An 18,764-nucleotide genomic window follows, 5' to 3' on the forward strand; every position below is an offset into this window, starting at 1 on the left:
TATTATTAAGACGCAGAAGCGTCATTTGTTCATGGTTAGCATACGCCTCACGCGCTACAGCATGAACGCTACGGCTTATACCAATTTGTGAATCACAAGGCCCGAACGCAATTTGGGTTCAAACCAAGTAGTTTTGGGAGGCATAATATTACCGGTATCGGCAATGTCCATGAGCTGTTTCATGGAAACAGGATAGAGAGCCAATGCCACTTTCATTTCTCCGCTGTCAACACGTTTGCTCAGTTCGCCTAAGCCACGGATGCCACCTACAAAATCAATTCGTTTATCAGAACGCAAGTCCTTGATGCCCAGAATTTCATCCAGAATGAGGTTGGAAGAGATGGTTACATCCAATACACCAATCGGGTCATTGTCATCATACGTGCCCGGTTTAGCGGTCAAACTGTACCATTTGCCCTCCAGATACAAGCTGAAGTTATGCAACTCATTGGGTTTGTAAATATCAGCACCTTTCTCTTCTACAACAAAACTCTTTTCGAGAGCAGCAAGAAACTCAGCAGCAGAAAGCCCGTTAAGATCCTTCACCACACGGTTGTAGTCGATAATGGTCAACTGATTGGCTGGGAAACACACTGCCATGAAGTAGTTGTACTCCTCATCACCACGATGATTGGGGTTCTGTTTAGCTTTTTCGGCACCCACCAGCGCAGCAGCTGCCGAACGGTGATGGCCATCGGCAATATATAACGCCGGCATGGCAGCAAATTCCTTCGTTACGGTAGCAATGTCATTTGCATCGTCAATAATCCAGAATGTATGTCCAAATCCATCGCCCGGAGCAATAAAATCATAAACAGGCTCCTGAACGGTATATTTCTTCACCAAGGCATCCAACGTTGCGTTATCGGGATAGGCAAAGAATACCGGCTCAATGTTAGCATTGTTCACACGAACATGCTTCATGCGGTCTTCCTCCTTGTCGCGACGGGTTAGTTCGTGCTTTTTGATGATTCCATTCATGTAGTCGGGCACGTAAGCACCAACCACCAAACCATACTGCGTTTTGCCATTCATGGTTTGTGCATAAATGTAGTACAATTCCTTTTCGTCCTGTACCAACCATCCTTTGTCCTGGAATAATTGGAAATTCTCTGCAGCTTTGGCATACACACAGTCATCGTGTTCGTCGGTGCCCTGCGGAAAATCAATTTCCGGCTTGATAATGTGATAAAGAGATTTTTCGTTTCCGGCAGCCTCTTCACGGGCTTCTTCTGAGTTTAACACGTCGTAAGGGCGCGATGCTACTTGCTCCACCAGGTTCTGAGGCGGACGAATACCCTTAAAAGGTTTTATTATTGCCATAAATTCTATTCGTTAATATTATTTGTTTACTCTGAACTTCTCGCATCCATCTTTCAGGAAGCCAACAATTTGTTTGGCAGCAGCAATTCCGGCATTGATATTTGCTTCGGCAGTCTGCGCACCCATTTTCTTCGGAGTAGCAAAATAACGACCGGCAAACTTTTCTGCAAACTCTGCATGAGCAGCCGGCATAATGTCAGTAACATACTTGAAGTCGGGTCTGTCGGCCATCAGTTTCAGCACTTCAGCTTCGTTGATTACCTCTTTGCGCGCTGTGTTTACCAGCAATCCACCTTTAGGCATGCCATTGAGCAATGCGTAGTTGATGGAGTTCTTTGTTTCGGCAGTTGCCGGAATGTGCAAAGAAACAACATCACAAGCCTTATAAAGTTCATCGGCAGAGTCACAAACTTTCACCCCTTCGCTCTCCATCACTTCTTTAGGGCAGAAAGCGTCGTATGCGTAAATCTCCATACCAAAGCCTCTGGCTATGCGGGCCACATTGCGACCTACATTTCCATAAGCATGAATACCCAGTTTTTTACCCATCAGTTCCGTTCCCGAAGTTCCGTTGTAGAAGTTACGCACAGCATAGACCATCATACCCAAAGCCAGTTCAGCCACAGCATTAGCATTCTGTCCGGGCGTATTCATCACACAAACTTGGTGAGCCGTTGCAGCTTCCAAATCAACGTTATCATATCCGGCACCGGCACGAACCACAATTTTCAGTTCCTTGGCAGCATCCAGAACCTCAGCATCAATAATGTCACTGCGTATAATGATGGCATTGGCATCTTTCACTGCATCCAGCAATTGAGCCTTTTCAGTATATTTTTCGAGTAAAGCCAGTTCAAATCCGGCAGCTTCAATCTCTTTACGAATACCGTCTACAGCCACTTTGGCAAACGGTTTGTCGGTAGCAATTAGTACTTTCATAGCAAATATTGATAGTTTATAAAATGAAATCACCACAGATTACACAAGGCATTTTCACAGATTATTATTCATCTGCGCCCTCGTACAATCTGTGGTGAAAATTATATTAATAAGGTTGCTTAGTGCAGTTTTTCAAACTCCTGCATGCAATCTATTAAAGCCTGAACACTTTCTTTTGGGAGGGCATTGTAGCACGAAGCTCTGAAACCGCCCACCGAACGGTGACCTTTGATACCCACCATACCTCTTTCTGTAGCGAACTTCAAGAAATCGGCTTCCAGTTCTTTGTATTCGGGAGTCATAACAAAGCAGATGTTCATTCTGGAACGATCTTCTTCGGCAGCAGTACCCACAAATAACTTGTTACGATCAATTTCGTTGTACAGCAAATCGGCTTTCTCAATGGCACGGCGTTCCATCTCTTTTACGCCACCCTGAGCTTTAACCCATTTCAGCGTTTGCAATGCAGCATAAATAGGTACTACAGGAGGTGTGTTGAACATCGAACCATTATCAATGTGAGTTTGATAACTCAACATTGTAGGAATGTAACGAGACACCTTACCCAGCGCGTCATTCTTCACAATAACAAAAGTAAGACCGGCAGGAGCCAGATTCTTTTGTGCACCACCATAAATACAAGCGTATTTAGATACGTCGATAGGGCGTGAGAAAATATCCGAAGACATGTCGGCTACGACAGGAATCGGCGAATTAAGATCTTCCTTTAACTCTGTACCAAAAATTGTGTTGTTGGTTGTAATGTGAAAGTAGTCTGCGTCGGTTGGGATTGTGTAGTCTTTCGGGATAAATGTGTAATTAGCATCGGCTGAAGAGGCAACTTCAACAACTTCACCAAAGCCTTTGGCTTCCTTCATTGCTTTTTTTGCCCATGTACCGGTATTGAGGTAAGCTGCTTTCTTCTCAAGGAAATTGAAAGGTACCATGCAGAATTCCAAACTGGCACCACCACCCAGGAAGAGCACCGAGTAACCCTCGGGAATGTTAAGTAATTCCTTAAACAACGCTTCCGCTTCGTCAACCACAGGTTGGAAGTCTTTAGCACGGTGGCTGATTTCCATCAGAGAGAGACCAGACCCATTAAAATCCAAAATGGCCTTTGCAGTATCCTCTATTACTTCGCGAGGAAGTATGGAAGGTCCGGCATTGAAATTATGCTTTTTCATTTGAAAGTTGGTTTTTGTTATACAATTTCAGTTATTAGAAGTCTTAAGACGCTGCGAAATTACAAAATATTTCCCTTACGCCAAACGTTTCTCTATAAAATTATAATCACTAAGGCTATTTACCTTTCTTTTTATTGGTTTATACAGTATTTATACACCAGATTGTTAGTCGGGTAAACTCAATGGAATGCGCATATAAAGATGAATTAATCAAAACAAAGAAACACGTATAACAAACTGATTATGACTATTATACAAGAACAAACACATAAATATGCAAATCAAAAATATATACCTGACGGACATATTAATGAGAAAGATGCTGCCAAATAATGTTTCATAAAAAAAAGATGACCTCAGAGCAGTTTTGTCACAAAACAAAAACAGACAAAGCATATTATTATGAGCGTTATCGCACACAACATCGTGCTATTATTTTGCTTCTTCAATTAGAGTCTTCATTCCCTTTATTTTTTCTCCCCGAATCAAGGTAAACAGTTGCTTTATTTTGCTGCGACGCACTGCCACGAAAGCATAATGCTCTTTCACATCCACGCGGCCCACATCTTCCTTGCCTAAATTCCCCTTTTTATAAAAGAAACCCACAATATCAATTTTGTTCAGCTTATCCTTTTTCCCTTTACCTATATATATAGTAGCCCACAAAGGTTGGGGCGGACGAGTCGGATTATCGGGTAATTGATACACCTCCGTATCATTGGGCACATAAGTCGGACAGGCCTCTTCTGCATGCAGAATGATATAAGACGTTCCGCTGGCATCCCAACGAGCCGTTCGTCCGTTGCGATGGGTAAACGCTTCCTCGTTGACCGGCAAATGATAATGAATGATGTGCTCCACCTCGGGAATATCTAATCCACGAGCAGCCAAATCTGTAGAAACCAACACGTGACAACTGCCGTTTCTGAACTTATAAAGTGCCTTTTCCCGGTCGGGTTGTTCCATGCCACCATGAAACACCTCGTTGTAAAGTCCCTTTTCAGCCAGCAAAGCACCTACCCTATCGGCTGCATCGCGGTGGTTGCAGAACACAATGCTCGAGCTGCTTCCCAACGAACAAAGCAAGGCAAACAACGTATCAATTTTGTCTTTCGCAGGAGATAGCACTTTCATCAGGCGAAGGCGTGATTCAGACTCTTCGCCATCGGGAGAAAGATAATTGAGCCTGATTACCCGGTTATCGATACCGGTAAACTGTGGAATTTCGGCAGCATCGGTAGCCGATAAAAGCATGCGCTTTGCAAGACCCGGCAACTGGTTAATAATTTCAGCCATCTCATCCTGGAAACCAAACTCCAGTGACTTGTCGAATTCATCAATCACTAACGTATGAATGGTGTCGGGGTTGAAATTACCTTTCCCCAAATGGTCTGTGATACGTCCCGGCGTACCTATTATCAAAGCCGGACGGTTGCCCAGCATACTTTTCTTTTCTTCGGCAATAGGGTGCCCACCGTAACAGCAAACAGCTTTCCACGGCGTATTCATGTCTTTAAAAACGGTTTCAATTTGCAATGCCAATTCGCGAGAGGGAACTAGTATCATTGCCTGTATACCGTCATCGGTCGGTTTCAACAGCTGAAGTAACGGTAGCAAATATGCCAGTGTTTTGCCGGTGCCCGTAGGCGACAACAAAATAACATCCTCGCGTTCGCCTGCAGCGCAAGCTAACGCAGCTTCCTGCATAGGGTTTAGTTTTTCTATTTTCAAGGCAGCCAAAGCCGCACGTACAATTTGATTCTTCTTTTCCATCCTTATTTCTTTACGCAACAAAGGTACGGCATTGTTTTGACAATACGAGGAAAAACGGGAAGAAATAGAGAACAAGGGGACGGCAGAGAGTACGCACAAAAGGGGAAAGTGCTAAATTAAGCCGATTCACGCAAGCATGCAGAATATAAAAAGATGGGGTTAATTTAAAGCGCATCAAAAAGGGGGAAGAACTAAATTAAGTAAGAATACGCTAATATACTGAGCAAGCAAAAGAATAAAAATAAAAGAAGAAAGGCTGCTCCCCCTTGTTCCGGTAAACCGTTGCCAGGACGAAGCAGCCTTCTGCTATTGTGTGTATTCAGATAACCGGATTAAGCTCCAAAGTCATCGAACATCAACATGTTACGCGGTACACCCAAGTCGTAAAGCATCTTTTCAACAGCTTTAGCCATCGGGCCGGGACCGCACATGTAGTATTCTACATCTTCGGGTGCCTCATGGTCTTTGAGGCAATTGTTCAGAATCACGTTGTGGATGAAACCAACCGGACCAGTCCAGTTGTCCTCGGGCAACGGATCGCTCAGCGCAATGTGGAACGAGAAGTTCGGGAACTCTCTCTCCAGTTCGCGGAAATCTTCCTCGTAGAAGATTTCGTTCTTTGAACGGGCACCATACCAATAAGAAATCTTACGATCGGTGATTTTCAAAGTCTTCAGCAAGTGCAGAATGTGCGAACGTAGCGGAGCCATACCCGCACCACCACCAACGTAAAGCATTTCTCTGCCAGAATCCAGAATCGGGTGGAATTCACCGAACGGACCCGATACCATAACCTTATCACCCGGTTTGAGTGAGAAGATGTATGAAGAAGAAATACCCGGAGGTACATTCATGAAACCACCATTTACACGGTCAAACGGAGGAGTAGCGATACGCACGTTGAGCATCACGATGTCTCCTTCAGCCGGATAGTTGGCCATAGAATAAGCACGCATAGTTTCTTCCTCGTTTTTACAAGTAAGATCCCACATTTTAAACTTATCCCAATCGCCACGGAAGCGGTCTTCTATTTCATAATCAGCATACTTGATATCATATTTCGGAATATCAATCTGAATATAACCACCCGACACAAAGTTAAGGTGTTCACCCTTAGGCAAACGCACCACAAACTCTTTGATGAAAGTAGCTACGTTGTTGTTTGACACCACTTCGCACTCCCATTTCTTCACGCCCAGTACCGCTTCGGGCACTTTGATTTCCATGTCCTGTTTTACCTTCACCTGGCATCCGAGGCGCCAGTTTGCCTGTTGTTCTTTACGAGAAAAATGCACTTTCTCGGTAGGCAGAATTTCACCTCCACCCGCTTCTACCTGGCAACGGCATTGTGCGCACGAACCACCGCCACCACAAGCCGAGGGTAAGAAAATTTTGTTTTCAGCCAGCGTAGACAGCAGACTTGAGCCCACTTCTACCTCTACTTCCTTCTCGCCGTTGATGGTCACCTTTACTTTTCCGGAAGGAGAAAGATACCTTTTAGCAATAAGAAGTATAATGACGAGCAGGAGAATCACTCCAAGGAAAACCCCTACACTCGCAAGTATTAAAGACGTCATTGTATATTTCCTTTTTATTAATTATAACTTCAATCCTGAGAAACACATAAAGGCCATAGCCATCAGTCCTACCGTGATGAATGTAATACCCAGTCCCCTAAGCGGAGCAGGCACATCAGAGTAAGCCATTTTTTCGCGGATAGCAGCCAAGCCGACAATGGCCAGCAACCAGCCCACACCCGAACCTAAAGAGTAAGATACCGCCTCACCCATATCAACAAAATGTCTTTGTTGCATGAAGAGAGAAGCACCCATGATGGCACAGTTCACAGCGATAAGAGGGAGGAAAATACCCAGCGAAGCGTACAGTGACGGACTGAATTTCTCCACCGCCATTTCAACCAGCTGCACAATACCCGCTATCACCGCAATGAAAAGAATAAAACTCAGGAAGCTGAGATCAACACCTTCAATAATCTTATCTGCTTTCAGCACATAATTCTCCAGCAAATAGTTAACGGGAAGCGTCACAACCAACACGAAAGTAACTGCAATACCCAATCCCAATGCTGTTTTCACATTCTTCGAAACCGCCAGGTAAGAACACATTCCCAGGAAGTATGCGAAGATCATATTGTCGACAAAGATCGACTTGACAAATAAACTCAAATAATCATTCATAATTTCCAAGAATTTAGGTTACTTTTCCTGCAAAGCTTTGTTCTTACTCCGTTGATACCAAATGATGCAAGCACAAATAATCAGTGCCATAGGCGGCATCAGCATCAAACCATTATTAATGTAACCCAAGTCGTAGAAAGACTGAGGAATGATGCGGATGTTAAACAACGCGCCCGAACCCAGTAATTCACGGAAGAAAGCTACAATCACTAAAATCTTGGCATATCCCAAACCGTTGCCCAAACCATCGAGGAAAGACTCCCAAGGACCATTCGCCATGGCAAAAGCCTCCAAACGCCCCATCAGGATACAGTTGGTAATAATCAAGCCCACATATACGGAAAGCTGCACACTTACGTCATACGCAAACGCCTTCAGCACCTCACTAACGATAGTAACCAGCGCAGCCACAACCACCAGCTGAACAATAATACGAATACGGTTCGGTATGGTGTTGCGCAACAATGAAATAATCACATTGGCGAATGCCACGATCACTGTTACCGATAAACCCATCACGATAGCCGGCTCCAATTTGGCTGTAACAGCCAAGGCCGAGCAGATACCCAATACCTGTACGGTAACCGGGTTGTTCATGCTAATCGGGGCAGAGAATACTTCTTTATTCTTTTTAGAAAACAATTGGCTCATATTCTATTTCCCTCCTTATTTATTTGCAGTTAAAAACTTGTCATACTGGCTCAGGCATACCTTCAGCATGGCATCTACTCCTTTCGAAGTAATTGTACCCCCTGAAATACCGTCAACCTGATAATCAGGTTCAGTAACCTTGCCATTCTTCTCAACGGCCAGTGCCACAGCACCATCCTTCATCACCTTCTTGCCAGCAAACTGAGCCTGGAAAGCAGACGTACTGATTTCCGCACCCAATCCCGGAGTTTCACCTTGGTGAGAGAAGTAAACGCCGAACACCGAATCCTTATCGTCATTCAACCCTACATATCCCCAGATGGGTCCCCACAAACCGGCGCCATAAAGCGGCAACACATATTTAGTTTGGCCGTTCACCTGGCAAACATACAGCGGAAGCTGACGCTTTTCAAGCGGTTTAGCCAACTCGGCCTTCATATCAATTTTAAAGCCACCCTCCTGAGCAACCACCTCACCGGCAGCGTTCAGAATCTGATCAGCTTTCACATATTCTTTGTACATCTTCTCTGCATCCTGCCCTTTGGTATCCACGTTCAGCGCATACAGAATCTGCTTCATCTTATCGAGCTCCACATTTTTATTCTGCGTATCTCTGAGTGATGCAGAAGTAAATGCCAGCACAAATGCTACGATAACAACCATTACCGAAGCATATATAATAGTATAAGAGTTACTATTTGTATTCATCATCTTCCGGTTTTAGTTGTTTGACTTAGTTGCACGTTTCTCTCTGCGGCCGATGTTACCTTGCACCACCGTGTAATCAATAAGCGGAGCAAAAATATTCATCAACAAGATAGCAAGCATCATACCTTCGGGATAACCCGGGTTAAGCACACGAATAATGATAGCCATGGCACCAATGAGGAAACCATAAATATACTTACCCGTTTCGGTACGCGCTGCAGTAACAGGGTCGGTAGCCATAAACACAGCACCGAAGCAGAAACCACCCAATGCCAGGTGTTCATACCAAGGCATGTTGGCCATAGCCGTATCAGGACCAATGGTGTTAAACACAAACGCCATGAACGATCCACCCACGAAAACAGAGAACATAACCTTCCAGCTTGCAATGCCTGTTGCCAACAACACAGCCGCACCCAGTAAGATAGCTATCACACTTGTTTCACCGATAGAACCCGGAATCAAACCCGTAACCATGTCCCATGAGAAAGCCGGATAACCGTTAGGATCAACCGCTGTTGAAGCCACCCCGAGAGAAGTAGCCGCAGTAAGTCCGTCGACCGATTTACCCAGTCCGAAGATGCTTTCGCCCGATACCCAAACGGCATCACCCGACATCTTAGTCGGATAAGCGAAGAACAAAAACGCACGTGTCACCAAAGCCACGTTGAACACGTTCATACCCGTACCGCCAAATACCTCTTTGGCGAATATAACAGCAAATGCAGTAGCCACAGCCAGAATCCACAGCGGACAGTCAACCGGAACAATCATCGGAATCAAGATACCCGATACCAGGAACCCTTCCTGAATTTCCTCCTTCTTCCATTGAGCAATCACAAATTCGATGCCCAGACCCACTACATAAGATACAACCAGTTTAGGTAAAACAGCCAGAGCACCGTAGGCAAACATTTCCAAGAAACCGTCCTGAGCTCCTGTATGAGTAAAATGCTGGTAACCCACGTTGTACATACCGAACAATAGCGCCGGTATCAAGGCAATTACCACCATCGACATGATGCGTTTGCTATCAATCGCATCATGGATATGAGTTCCCGATTTCGCAGTGCGGTTGGGCACGAACAAGAACGTTTCAAACCCGTCGAACACCGAGTGAAATGCGTGGAACTTGCCTCCCTCTTCAAAGTTCGGCTTTATCTTGTCGAGATAATTTCTTAACGCTTTCATTTATAATTTTTCAGTTAGTTATCAATTAGTGATTAGCACATCTCAGCGCGAAGAGCATCGAGACCCTCACGAACAATGCGCTGTACGGGTACTTTCGACGAGCACACAAACTCGCACAACGCGAAGTCCTCGGGTGCCACCTCATAAATACCCAATTGCTCCATGCGATCGATATCGCCGGCAATGACAGCCTTTACCAGATACTCCGGTAAAATATCCATCGGGAACACGCGATCGTACTCATTTGACATAATCATGTGCCTTTCACCTCCTTTGATACGAGCATCGAGCACATACTCACGTTTCTTGAACGCATCGAGAATCCAGCTGAAATAAGAACGATTCACACTGAACTGATTGAATCTCGGCATAATCCATCCGGCCAGTTCGTGCACCTCAGAACCTTCGGGAATCACAGTCAGCTGACTATGGAAAGCACCCAGGAACTGGTTTGGAGAAACCTGTTTGCCGGTAAGCACGTTACCGCTGATGTAGCGCAACTCGCGTTCCTTCTTCACATTGCCTGCAAATACGTTGGTAAGCAAAGCCCCAACAGCCAGTTTGCAGTATGCCGGTTTCAACACTTCCGATCCGGTAACGGCCACTGTGCGGGTAAAGTTCACCCGACCGGTATTAAATAAACGTCCGATGAAGATAACCTCCTGCGCTCCGATGGTCCACACCGTTTCGCCCTTGTTAACCGCATCGATATGATGAATCTGCACCCCTACGTTGCCGGCCGGATGAGGACCGTCAAACACAGTAACGGTTACGTTCTGTGCATTAGTAAGTGCAGCCGCTTTTTGTTTGGCACTGATGCCCAGATACGTCTTCGCCATTTTAGCCAGCGCATCCAGTCCGGTTTGGAAGTTCTGCTCCTCCCCTTTCAACACAAACTCAAAGTCGGGTGCCAGCGGACTGCTGTCGAATGCCGAAACGAAGATAGCTTTAGGAGCCACCGTAGGGTCAGCAATCACGTCATACGGACGCTGCTTCATAAAAGCAAACAAGCCGGCTTGCATAAGCGCGGCTTTCACAGCATCGGCCGATAGTTCGGCCACCTTCTTAACACCAAATTCTTCAAAATCCTGTTCCTCGGCAGCTTGCACAGTGATGCACATCACCTTGCGGCGTTCGCCACGCTCTACGCTGGTAACTACACCGCTCACCGGAGAAACAAACTTCACTTCAGGATGATTCTTGTCTACAAACAAGGGTCCTCCAGCCATTACATACTCCTGCTCTTTCACCACAACTTTGGGAGTTATTCCGGGAAAGTCATCGGGCACCAGCCCGTATATCCCCGGTTCTTTGACAGAGAATAACTCTTCGGTTGCTTTTCCTTTCAGGTTTATGTCAAGGCCTTTACGTAACTTTATTACATTTGCCATGCTATATAAAATAATGGTTTCATAAATTTGCCCGCAAAAGTAATAAATAATAATGTGATTTGATAGCAAAACAAAAAGAATTAAAGAAATAAATCCTTAATTCTTTTCGTTTGCGTACACGAATTATAAAGTTTCGCTTAATACGCCTTAAATTCTATAAAAACGTCAGTACAAACCTATCAGCAAGTACCTGTTATCACTCCTTTTACTGCTCCGAAGCAAACATTGGGTCCCATGCCGGCAGGCGCACAGGTTTCTGTTTCAACACATCGAGCACCTTGGCAGGAACATATTTTTTCTCAACAACCAGGCGGAACATGTATTCATTAAACCACTCGTCGGTCATAATGAGATGTCCCTGATAACCATTGGTTGCTCCCCAACTGTTTTCCACCATCCACTTCTTCGGATTCCCCTGCTTGTCGATGTCTACAGCCATCAGCGTCATGGCATGAGATGACCCGCTGGCAAACGTCTGTATGCGTTGCTTCTTATTCATGGCAAAATCAGTACCCATCAGTGAAGCATAGTCATAGTTCTTCACATCGAGCAACCCACGCTCCGAGTTCAGGAACTTACCCACATCACACGAGAAATACATCATGGTACTGTCTTTGATGGACGTAATGGCCATCTGCTTAATCTCCTCAACAGGCAAATTTACGTACGTCCAGTTACGACCGTCATACCGGTGCCTGTCAAAATCAATCTCGTAACACTTATAAAATTCCCGGCTCGGATCATTCATCACCATCACATAATTATGGGTAAGATCCTCGTTCACATACGCCTGATAGAAAGAAAGCGGCGTATAAGTCTGCGTGTCAACAGGGTTTCCCTTGGCATCTTTGCGAGTCCAGGTAAATTCCGTGGGCGGCACACCTAAGTTCAGTACCAGCATGCGGTACACCGTGCCCAACATCTGCGTTTTGCTCTTAGCCAATGCGGCAGGCTTCGCCCCTTTGACAGCTTCATCGCGCAGCTGCAAGCCATATTCGCGTAACTTAAGCGAAAGCAAATCGGCCATGCGCGACGTATTTTCGCTGCTATTCGTTTCGGGCATCACCTCCTTGGGCACCAGTCCGTACTTACTAACCAAATCGGACACCCCGGTAAACTGTCCGCCATCACTCAACGGATTTTTAAAGAGCCACTCCACCATCTTATCGTCCAGAGGCTTGGTGCGGGTGTCAATTACCCCCTGCAGAAACAAATTAGCTTTCTCGAGCTGATCCCAAAAGAACACGTACGACTGTGAGAACTCAAAGCTACCCAGGTTGTATTTGGCAATCATCTTGGCACGCAAAACGTTGAGCCCTGTGAACAGCCAGCATCTGCCGGACGACTGCTGATTGGTGATTCCCTTCGACTCAACTTTATTAGAGAAATACGTGTCCATTGCCACCATATTTTCCTGATTCAGCGCCAACTTGCGTATGTCGTTGTTGCAAATGGCGTTGCGGATGGCCTTATCGGCAGGCATACCCACGTAACTCTGTTTGATCTCTTTCAGCATCTGAGGCGAAATGCTCTCTCCGTCGGGCTGTGCTTGTGTCTGGAGGCAAAAACCAGCCAGAACAATTGACATTAAAATCTGTTTATTCATTATAAGGAAAATTAATTTTAGAGTAATATCCATGCAAAGGTATAATGCATATTTATATACCGAAAATAAAAACCTCTAAAATATTTTAGGGCATTAAACATGAATATTTCATTCATAAAGATTATTTTATTTCTATATTTGCATGATAATTACAGAAAAAAACAACAGAACAAGCATTTCAGTATGAAGAACAAATACATAATTTGCCTAATTGTAGCTGTTTTAAGCCTATATTCCAATAATATCAGGTCGCAAGAAATCAGTGAAGAAATTAGTGATTACACCCAGTTGGATCCTGAAGATTATTTGAGCATAACCTTACCACCGCTGGATTTGTTGTTTGCCAACGCCAGAAGCAACCCCGCCTACCAATTAGCACAAAACCGGGTACGTTTAGAACATAAGCTGCTCACCAAAGAAAAAAAATCATTTTTAAGTTTCTTCAGTCTACGCGGAAGTTACCAATACGGTATGTTTGGAAACGATGCTACTTACTCTGACGTTGTAACTCCTGTTGTTAGCACCTACACTTCCAGCGCCCAAAGTAGTTATACGGTAGGTGGTGCTGTCAGTATACCCCTCAGTGATTTTTTTGATTTGAGTGCGCGTGTTACCCGCCAACGAATCAATGCACACAGTGCGGAACTGGAAAGAGAAATTAAATTTGAAGAATTAAAAAAGGAAATTGTACAACTTTATGCTACCGCAACCAGTCAGCTTACTATTCTAAAAATGAAAGCGGAGAACGTTATGTTAGCTAGTACTCAATACAAAATAATAGAAAAAGATTTTGTTAACGGACAGGCTACATCAGGTGATCTTTCAACTGAGAAAACCAACCAAACTAAAGCATTGGAAGAATATGAGACTACTAAATCCCAACTCAATACCAGTCTCTTGATGCTCGAAATCGTAACCCATACACCTTTAGTCAATATCCCTAAAATTAAAAAGTAACTTTATGGAATATATAGTTTATCTTTTTCGTTTTTTATATCGCATCAAGTGGTGGCTCATTATCGTACCATTTCTAGTTGGTGTAACTGTATACTATACCACCAAAGAAATGAAAGGTAGTTATGAAGTAAGCACTACGGTATATACCGGGGTTGTATCCGGCTACAATATTGAAAATGCAGGTATTGCCTCCAGTATGAACGCATCAAACAGTGAGATGGACAACCTCATCAATGTAATGACGGCTGAAAGTACACTAAAAAAAGTAAGCTTCAGACTCTTTGCCCGCAACATGGTCTATGGAAATCCAGATAACGATACTAAATACCTAACGGCCGAAAGCTATCGTGAAATATATGGAAGAATGATGGGGAACCATGATGCCAAAGGACTACAGAAGCTTATTGATAAAAGTAGTGAAAATAAAACCATGCAAAACATTGTGAAGTACGAACAACCGGATAAAGCCAATTTCATATACGGATTGTTTTACTATTTTCACCCGCAATATAGTTATAGTGCACTTAAGAACATCAAGATATCACGTAAAGGGTCCAGTGATTTATTAGAAATTTCTTATTCATCATCTGATCCCGGTATTGCTTTCAATACCGTTGACATCCTTTTAAAAGAGTTTATAACCGAATATCAGAAACTTCGTTTTGGCGAAACAGACAGTGTGATTAATTTCTTCCGAAGTGAACTAAATCGCATTGGAAATGATCTTCGATTGGCCGAAGACTCTCTGACTGATTATAACATTGAAAAACGTGTGATTAATTATACAGATGAAACTAAAGAAATAGCCGCAATCGATAAGGAATTTGAGCTCAGAGAACAAGATGTCCTCTTCAGCTATAACAGTTCCAAGGCGTTAATTGATGAACTAGAGAGAAGAATGGGGAGCAATGCGCAATCCATTCGAAACAATTTAAGATTTGTAGAAAAACTAAAAGAAGCATCTACATTGACCGGTAAAATGTCTCAAATCGAGAATTCAGGTACTGATACCGATAACTTGCAAAGCTATCAGAATCGACTTGATAAGACTACAAAAGATTTGGAATCGATTACCGATAAATATGTAACACAACAATACACCAAAGAAGGGATTGCAAAAAAATCAGTAGTAGACCAATGGCTGGAGCAAATATTGCTTTTTGAAAAAGCCAAATCAGATTTGGAAGTTATACAGACCGCGCGTAGAAGCCTTGACGAGAAGTATCGTTTCTTTGCTCCCGTTGGTTCCACTTTAAAAAGAAAAGAGCGCCTGATTAATTTCAATGAGCAAAACTACATGACTTTGCTCAACAATTACAACGATGCCCTTACCCGAAGAAAAAATCTGCAGATGAGTTCTGCCTCTTTGAAAGTACTAAATCCACCGTCATACCCACTGACCTCAAGCTCAACACCCAGAAAAAAGATCGTTTATCTATCGATCTTTGGCTCAGTACTATTCATTATCGGATTCTTCCTGCTCATTGAAATTCTTGATAGAACCTTGAGAGACAAAATCAGAGCTGAAAGAATTATCGGCGGTAAAGTATTGGGGGCATATCCAAACGCCAAAACGATCCGGTATAAAAAGTATGAAAAGGCCATCCGGCTGATTTCATCCCGATACCTTAGCACTACGGTTTTGAGTCATTTCAACAGAAGAAAGCCCGGATATCCCTACATTGTCAATGTAATCAGTACGGAAGAAGGAGACGGAAAATCCTACCTGATCAACGAACTGGAAGAATATTGGCAGCTATTGGGAATCAAAACCCGTAAAGCCGTGTGGAACAAAGATTTCAATATAAACTCTCCAGAGTTTGTTTTGGCACAAACCATTACCGATTTTTGTTACCTGAACGGTGAAGATATCCTGATTATGGAGTACCCCAATATGGGTCAACACAACATATCAGAGGCTTTATTGCAAGAAGCCAATCTCAATTTAATGGTAGTCAGGGCTACACGTGCATGGAAGCCTTCAGACAAACTTGTTTATGAAAAGGTTAAAGCGCAATCGGGCAATACTCCACTATGCTTTTACCTGAACTTTGCAGAGCAAAAAGTAGTTGAAGGATTTACGGGTATGCTTCCGCCATACAACAAGATGAATAAGTTGATATACCGTTTCTCCCACTTGGGTTTAACAGAAAAACTTTAGCCGTTGTTATTATGGGGAGTAAACTTGAAAAGTTCTATCCATTATTCCAAACCTTTACTCAGTTTTTATTGAGTAAGGGTTGGATATACGTTTTGCTATTGTCATGCATTCTCATTTTTTATCAACTTATTTTTCACAATGGTATTGAAATAGGCTTAACATTTGCATCCATCCCCATAGCTATTTGCATGATAATTCTTATAATTAGTCAACCTTATAAAAGCTTTTATTTGCTTTTTATCGCTAATTATCTATTATTAATAATCAGTCGTTTTGTGGATATTAAACTGGGAATTAGTACACTAATTTTTGCTCTATTGATGCTAGTTGTAGTCATCATGCGAAGTATGTATGAAAAAATTCAATGGGGTAAAACTCAAAAAGCGGTATATGCATTATGGGGTGTTTGGACCTTATATTGCGTAGCTCAAATATTTAATCCCAATAACGTACAAGAAGCTTGGAACATTTACATCACCATGTATATTGTTTATCCTTTTATCTGCCTCATACTAGTACCTCTATCTATTAAAAACATCAAAAATATAGAATTTTTACTTGTCATTTGGGTGGTATTCATTCTCATCATGGGAATAAAAGGATACTGGCAAAAAAATAATGGATTTACCTCATATGAGCTATATTGGCTGTATTCAGAAGGAGGAGCCCGCACCCATTTTATATGGAGCGGCATTCGTTATTTTTCGTTCTTTACAGATGCAGCCAATTACGGAGTAAATATGGGCATGGCCATAGTTGCATTTTTTATATCATTTATTCATACAAAAAACTACATTTTAAAGCTACTATTACTAGGTGGTATTGTTGCTTCGGTTTATGGTTTGGGTATATCCGGAACCCGAACAGCCATTGCCGTACCCATTGCCGGCTTAGCTCTTTACATCTTTTTATCGGGCAGCAAGAAAGCAGCTATAAGCGGAGTTTTAAGTCTAGCTATTTTTGTTGGTTTCTTCGCTTTTACTACAATTGGAGACAGTAATCAATATATCCGAAAAATGCGTTCAGCTTTTCGCCCTACGGCAGATGCTTCATATTTAGTTAGAGTTGAAAACCGGAAAAAGATTGCTGAGTATATGGCTGATAAACCTTTCGGGTATGGTATCGGTTTGGGTGGTAAAGGTGAAAGATTCAATCCTAAAAAACTAATGCCAATTCCTCCTGACTCTTGGCTGGTTAATGTTTGGGCGGATACCGGTATTGTTGGAGTAACCTTGTACTGTCTTATCCATGTCATTCTTTTTGCATGGTGTTCATGGATCTTAAAATACAGAATACGAAATAAACAATTGCGGGGCCTACTTACTGCATGGCTTTGCATGAATGCGGGTTTCTTTGTCGCCACTTATGCCAATGACGTCATGCAGTACCCCAATGCCATTATCGTATACACAGGTTTTGCACTTTGCTTTGCCGGAGTCCATATTGATAAATCCTTAGCTAAAGCAGAAGCCGGGGAAGAAAACCAGGAAGAAAAATCGGATGCCGTATGATAGCTACATTGCGCCTCATAGAACTTATTCTTTTTTACATGCTGAGTATATCGGCAGGTTACGTGCTGGTTTTTGCCTTAGCCAGTAAGCTATACCGAAAAAGAAAGTACAAGCAGAATGAAACATACAACCGATTTGCCGTACTCTTCCCTGCTTACAAGGAAGACAAGGTTATTGTACAATCCGTAATCAGTTTTCTGGAACAAGATTATCCGAAGGACAAATATGACATAATCGTGATTTCCGACCAAATGGAAGACGTGACCAATGAGGCGTTGAGCAAACTGCCTATCCGTTTGTTAAAAGCGACATATACCGATAGCTCCAAGGCCAAAGCCATGACTCTTGCCATGAATGAAACCCGCAACGAAGCGTATGATATGGTTGTTGTAATGGATGCCGATAACACCACCCTTCCTTCTTTCCTTGAAGAACTGAATAAGGCTTCCAACAAGGGGCTAAAAGCTATTCAGGCGCACCGCACCGCCAAGAATCAGAATACAAGCATTGCCATGCTCGACTCGCTGAGTGAAGAAATAAACAACTCCATTTTCAGAAAAGGACATGTTGCCATCGGCTTTTCATCAGCGCTCATCGGTTCGGGAATGGCTATTAACGCTGACTGGTTCAGAGAGCATGTAGAGTTGTTGCAAACAGCCGGAGAGGACAAGGAACTGGAGCTTCTGTTACTCAAACAAAGAATCTACATCGAATACTTGGATCATGTACCAGTATACGATGAAAAAACCAGCCAAAAAGATAACCTGCAACAACAGCGCAGACGCTGGCAGGCAGCACAATTCGTCTCTTTACTGAGCGCATTACCTCATTTTCTCAAAGCCTTTTTTACAGACAATTTTGACTATTGCGACAAAGTGTTGCAATGGCTCATGCCATCTCGAATCATGTTACTTGCATTTATATTTGCCATCAGCAGTTGTGTATCTTTGGTTAGTCTGCACATGGCCATGAAATGGTGGCTACTGTTAGCCGTACTTGTATTTGCACTTGCCTTGGCTGTACCCGGACGTATGTGGAACAAAAAGCTACTAGCTGCACTGATCAAAGCTCCGCTTTTTGCTTTTGTGATGATTAGCAATCTATTCAAACTAAAAGGGGCGGGCAAACGTTTCATACATACACGTCACGGTGAGCATTAAACCTTAAA

15 protein-coding genes are annotated in these 18,764 nt (G+C 43.2%); 4 read left to right on the top strand and 11 right to left on the bottom strand.

All coding sequences use genetic code 11. The features are described 5' to 3' along the window. Nucleotides 1-75 precede the first annotated feature (75 nt). The 11 genes from ACKPCE_RS12605 to ACKPCE_RS12655 all read right to left on the bottom strand — a co-directional run bounded on the left by ACKPCE_RS12605 (nucleotide 76) and on the right by ACKPCE_RS12655 (nucleotide 12,967). Nucleotides 76-1,323 carry a DUF1015 domain-containing protein gene (locus tag ACKPCE_RS12605; RefSeq protein WP_319505442.1) on the bottom strand — a complete coding sequence of 416 codons (1,248 nt, stop codon included), beginning with the start codon at nucleotides 1,321-1,323 and terminating at the stop codon, nucleotides 76-78. A gap of 18 nt (nucleotides 1,324-1,341) precedes the next feature. Then, complete coding sequence (locus tag ACKPCE_RS12610) at nucleotides 1,342-2,262, bottom strand: NAD(P)-dependent oxidoreductase (protein WP_276994450.1); 921 nt, start codon at nucleotides 2,260-2,262, stop codon at nucleotides 1,342-1,344. Nucleotides 2,263-2,381: 119 nt separating this feature from the next. Further along, on the bottom strand, nucleotides 2,382-3,449 hold the full coding sequence (gene serC / locus ACKPCE_RS12615) for a 3-phosphoserine/phosphohydroxythreonine transaminase (RefSeq protein WP_024995681.1): 1,068 nt from the start codon (nucleotides 3,447-3,449) through the stop codon (nucleotides 2,382-2,384). A 432-nt stretch (nucleotides 3,450-3,881) separates the two neighbouring features. Then, a complete protein-coding gene (locus ACKPCE_RS12620) occupies nucleotides 3,882-5,222 on the bottom strand; it encodes a DEAD/DEAH box helicase (RefSeq protein WP_319505443.1) in 1,341 nt (446 codons plus the stop codon). A gap of 332 nt (nucleotides 5,223-5,554) precedes the next feature. Next, complete coding sequence (gene nqrF / locus ACKPCE_RS12625; protein ID WP_319505444.1) at nucleotides 5,555-6,799, bottom strand: NADH:ubiquinone reductase (Na(+)-transporting) subunit F; 1,245 nt, start codon at nucleotides 6,797-6,799, stop codon at nucleotides 5,555-5,557. A 21-nt stretch (nucleotides 6,800-6,820) separates the two neighbouring features. Continuing rightward, nucleotides 6,821-7,420: an NADH:ubiquinone reductase (Na(+)-transporting) subunit E gene (nqrE, locus tag ACKPCE_RS12630; RefSeq protein ID WP_024995684.1), complete on the bottom strand. Its 600-nt coding sequence runs from the start codon at nucleotides 7,418-7,420 to the stop codon at nucleotides 6,821-6,823. An 18-nt stretch (nucleotides 7,421-7,438) separates the two neighbouring features. After that, on the bottom strand, nucleotides 7,439-8,071 hold the full coding sequence (locus ACKPCE_RS12635) for an NADH:ubiquinone reductase (Na(+)-transporting) subunit D (protein ID WP_024995685.1): 633 nt from the start codon (nucleotides 8,069-8,071) through the stop codon (nucleotides 7,439-7,441). 15 nt (nucleotides 8,072-8,086) lie between these two features. Next, a complete protein-coding gene (locus ACKPCE_RS12640; protein ID WP_319505970.1) occupies nucleotides 8,087-8,779 on the bottom strand; it encodes a Na(+)-translocating NADH-quinone reductase subunit C in 693 nt (230 codons plus the stop codon). Between the two features lie 12 nt (nucleotides 8,780-8,791). After that, complete coding sequence (locus ACKPCE_RS12645) at nucleotides 8,792-9,970, bottom strand: NADH:ubiquinone reductase (Na(+)-transporting) subunit B (RefSeq protein ID WP_319505445.1); 1,179 nt, start codon at nucleotides 9,968-9,970, stop codon at nucleotides 8,792-8,794. Between the two features lie 32 nt (nucleotides 9,971-10,002). Then, entirely contained in the window at nucleotides 10,003-11,361 is a 1,359-nt protein-coding gene (locus tag ACKPCE_RS12650; RefSeq protein ID WP_024995688.1) for a Na(+)-translocating NADH-quinone reductase subunit A, read from the bottom strand. Between the two features lie 205 nt (nucleotides 11,362-11,566). Beyond that, complete coding sequence (locus tag ACKPCE_RS12655) at nucleotides 11,567-12,967, bottom strand: C1 family peptidase (RefSeq protein WP_319505446.1); 1,401 nt, start codon at nucleotides 12,965-12,967, stop codon at nucleotides 11,567-11,569. 183 nt (nucleotides 12,968-13,150) lie between these two features. On the opposite strand from ACKPCE_RS12655, the gene ACKPCE_RS12660 reads away from it, so the two are divergent. The 4 genes from ACKPCE_RS12660 to ACKPCE_RS12675 all read left to right on the top strand — a co-directional run bounded on the left by ACKPCE_RS12660 (nucleotide 13,151) and on the right by ACKPCE_RS12675 (nucleotide 18,756). Continuing rightward, on the top strand, nucleotides 13,151-13,924 hold the full coding sequence (locus tag ACKPCE_RS12660; protein ID WP_319505447.1) for a TolC family protein: 774 nt from the start codon (nucleotides 13,151-13,153) through the stop codon (nucleotides 13,922-13,924). 4 nt (nucleotides 13,925-13,928) lie between these two features. Further along, a complete protein-coding gene (locus ACKPCE_RS12665; protein WP_319505448.1) occupies nucleotides 13,929-16,085 on the top strand; it encodes a GumC family protein in 2,157 nt (718 codons plus the stop codon). Nucleotides 16,086-16,273: 188 nt separating this feature from the next. Continuing rightward, nucleotides 16,274-17,596, top strand: coding sequence for an O-antigen ligase family protein (locus tag ACKPCE_RS12670; protein ID WP_407655034.1), 1,323 nt, complete (start codon nucleotides 16,274-16,276; stop codon nucleotides 17,594-17,596). Further along, nucleotides 17,593-18,756: a glycosyltransferase family 2 protein gene (locus tag ACKPCE_RS12675; RefSeq protein ID WP_319505450.1), complete on the top strand. Its 1,164-nt coding sequence runs from the start codon at nucleotides 17,593-17,595 to the stop codon at nucleotides 18,754-18,756. The genes ACKPCE_RS12670 and ACKPCE_RS12675 overlap by 4 nt, the downstream gene beginning before the upstream one ends. Nucleotides 18,757-18,764 lie beyond the last annotated feature (8 nt).

The organism is Bacteroides graminisolvens (genome assembly GCF_963666085.1).
Taxonomy (GTDB): Bacteria; Bacteroidota; Bacteroidia; order Bacteroidales; family Bacteroidaceae; genus Bacteroides; species Bacteroides graminisolvens.

Bases quoted from the DNA above. Each gene is read 5' to 3' on its own strand.
- ACKPCE_RS12610 (WP_276994450.1), bottom strand. From the start codon at position 2,262: ATGAAAGTACTAATTGCTACCGACAAACCGTTTGCCAAAGTGGCTGTA.
- serC (WP_024995681.1), bottom strand. From the start codon at position 3,449: ATGAAAAAGCATAATTTCAATGCCGGACCTTCCATACTTCCTCGCGAA.
- nqrF (WP_319505444.1), bottom strand. From the start codon at position 6,799: ATGACGTCTTTAATACTTGCGAGTGTAGGGGTTTTCCTTGGAGTGATT.
- ACKPCE_RS12650 (WP_024995688.1), bottom strand. From the start codon at position 11,361: ATGGCAAATGTAATAAAGTTACGTAAAGGCCTTGACATAAACCTGAAA.
- ACKPCE_RS12645 (WP_319505445.1), bottom strand. From the start codon at position 9,970: ATGAAAGCGTTAAGAAATTATCTCGACAAGATAAAGCCGAACTTTGAA.
- ACKPCE_RS12635 (WP_024995685.1), bottom strand. From the start codon at position 8,071: ATGAGCCAATTGTTTTCTAAAAAGAATAAAGAAGTATTCTCTGCCCCG.
- ACKPCE_RS12665 (WP_319505448.1), top strand. From the start codon at position 13,929: ATGGAATATATAGTTTATCTTTTTCGTTTTTTATATCGCATCAAGTGG.
- nqrE (WP_024995684.1), bottom strand. From the start codon at position 7,420: ATGAATGATTATTTGAGTTTATTTGTCAAGTCGATCTTTGTCGACAAT.
- ACKPCE_RS12655 (WP_319505446.1), bottom strand. From the start codon at position 12,967: ATGAATAAACAGATTTTAATGTCAATTGTTCTGGCTGGTTTTTGCCTC.
- ACKPCE_RS12620 (WP_319505443.1), bottom strand. From the start codon at position 5,222: ATGGAAAAGAAGAATCAAATTGTACGTGCGGCTTTGGCTGCCTTGAAA.
- ACKPCE_RS12675 (WP_319505450.1), top strand. From the start codon at position 17,593: ATGATAGCTACATTGCGCCTCATAGAACTTATTCTTTTTTACATGCTG.
- ACKPCE_RS12605 (WP_319505442.1), bottom strand. From the start codon at position 1,323: ATGGCAATAATAAAACCTTTTAAGGGTATTCGTCCGCCTCAGAACCTG.
- ACKPCE_RS12660 (WP_319505447.1), top strand. From the start codon at position 13,151: ATGAAGAACAAATACATAATTTGCCTAATTGTAGCTGTTTTAAGCCTA.
- ACKPCE_RS12640 (WP_319505970.1), bottom strand. From the start codon at position 8,779: ATGAATACAAATAGTAACTCTTATACTATTATATATGCTTCGGTAATG.
- ACKPCE_RS12670 (WP_407655034.1), top strand. From the start codon at position 16,274: ATGATAATTCTTATAATTAGTCAACCTTATAAAAGCTTTTATTTGCTT.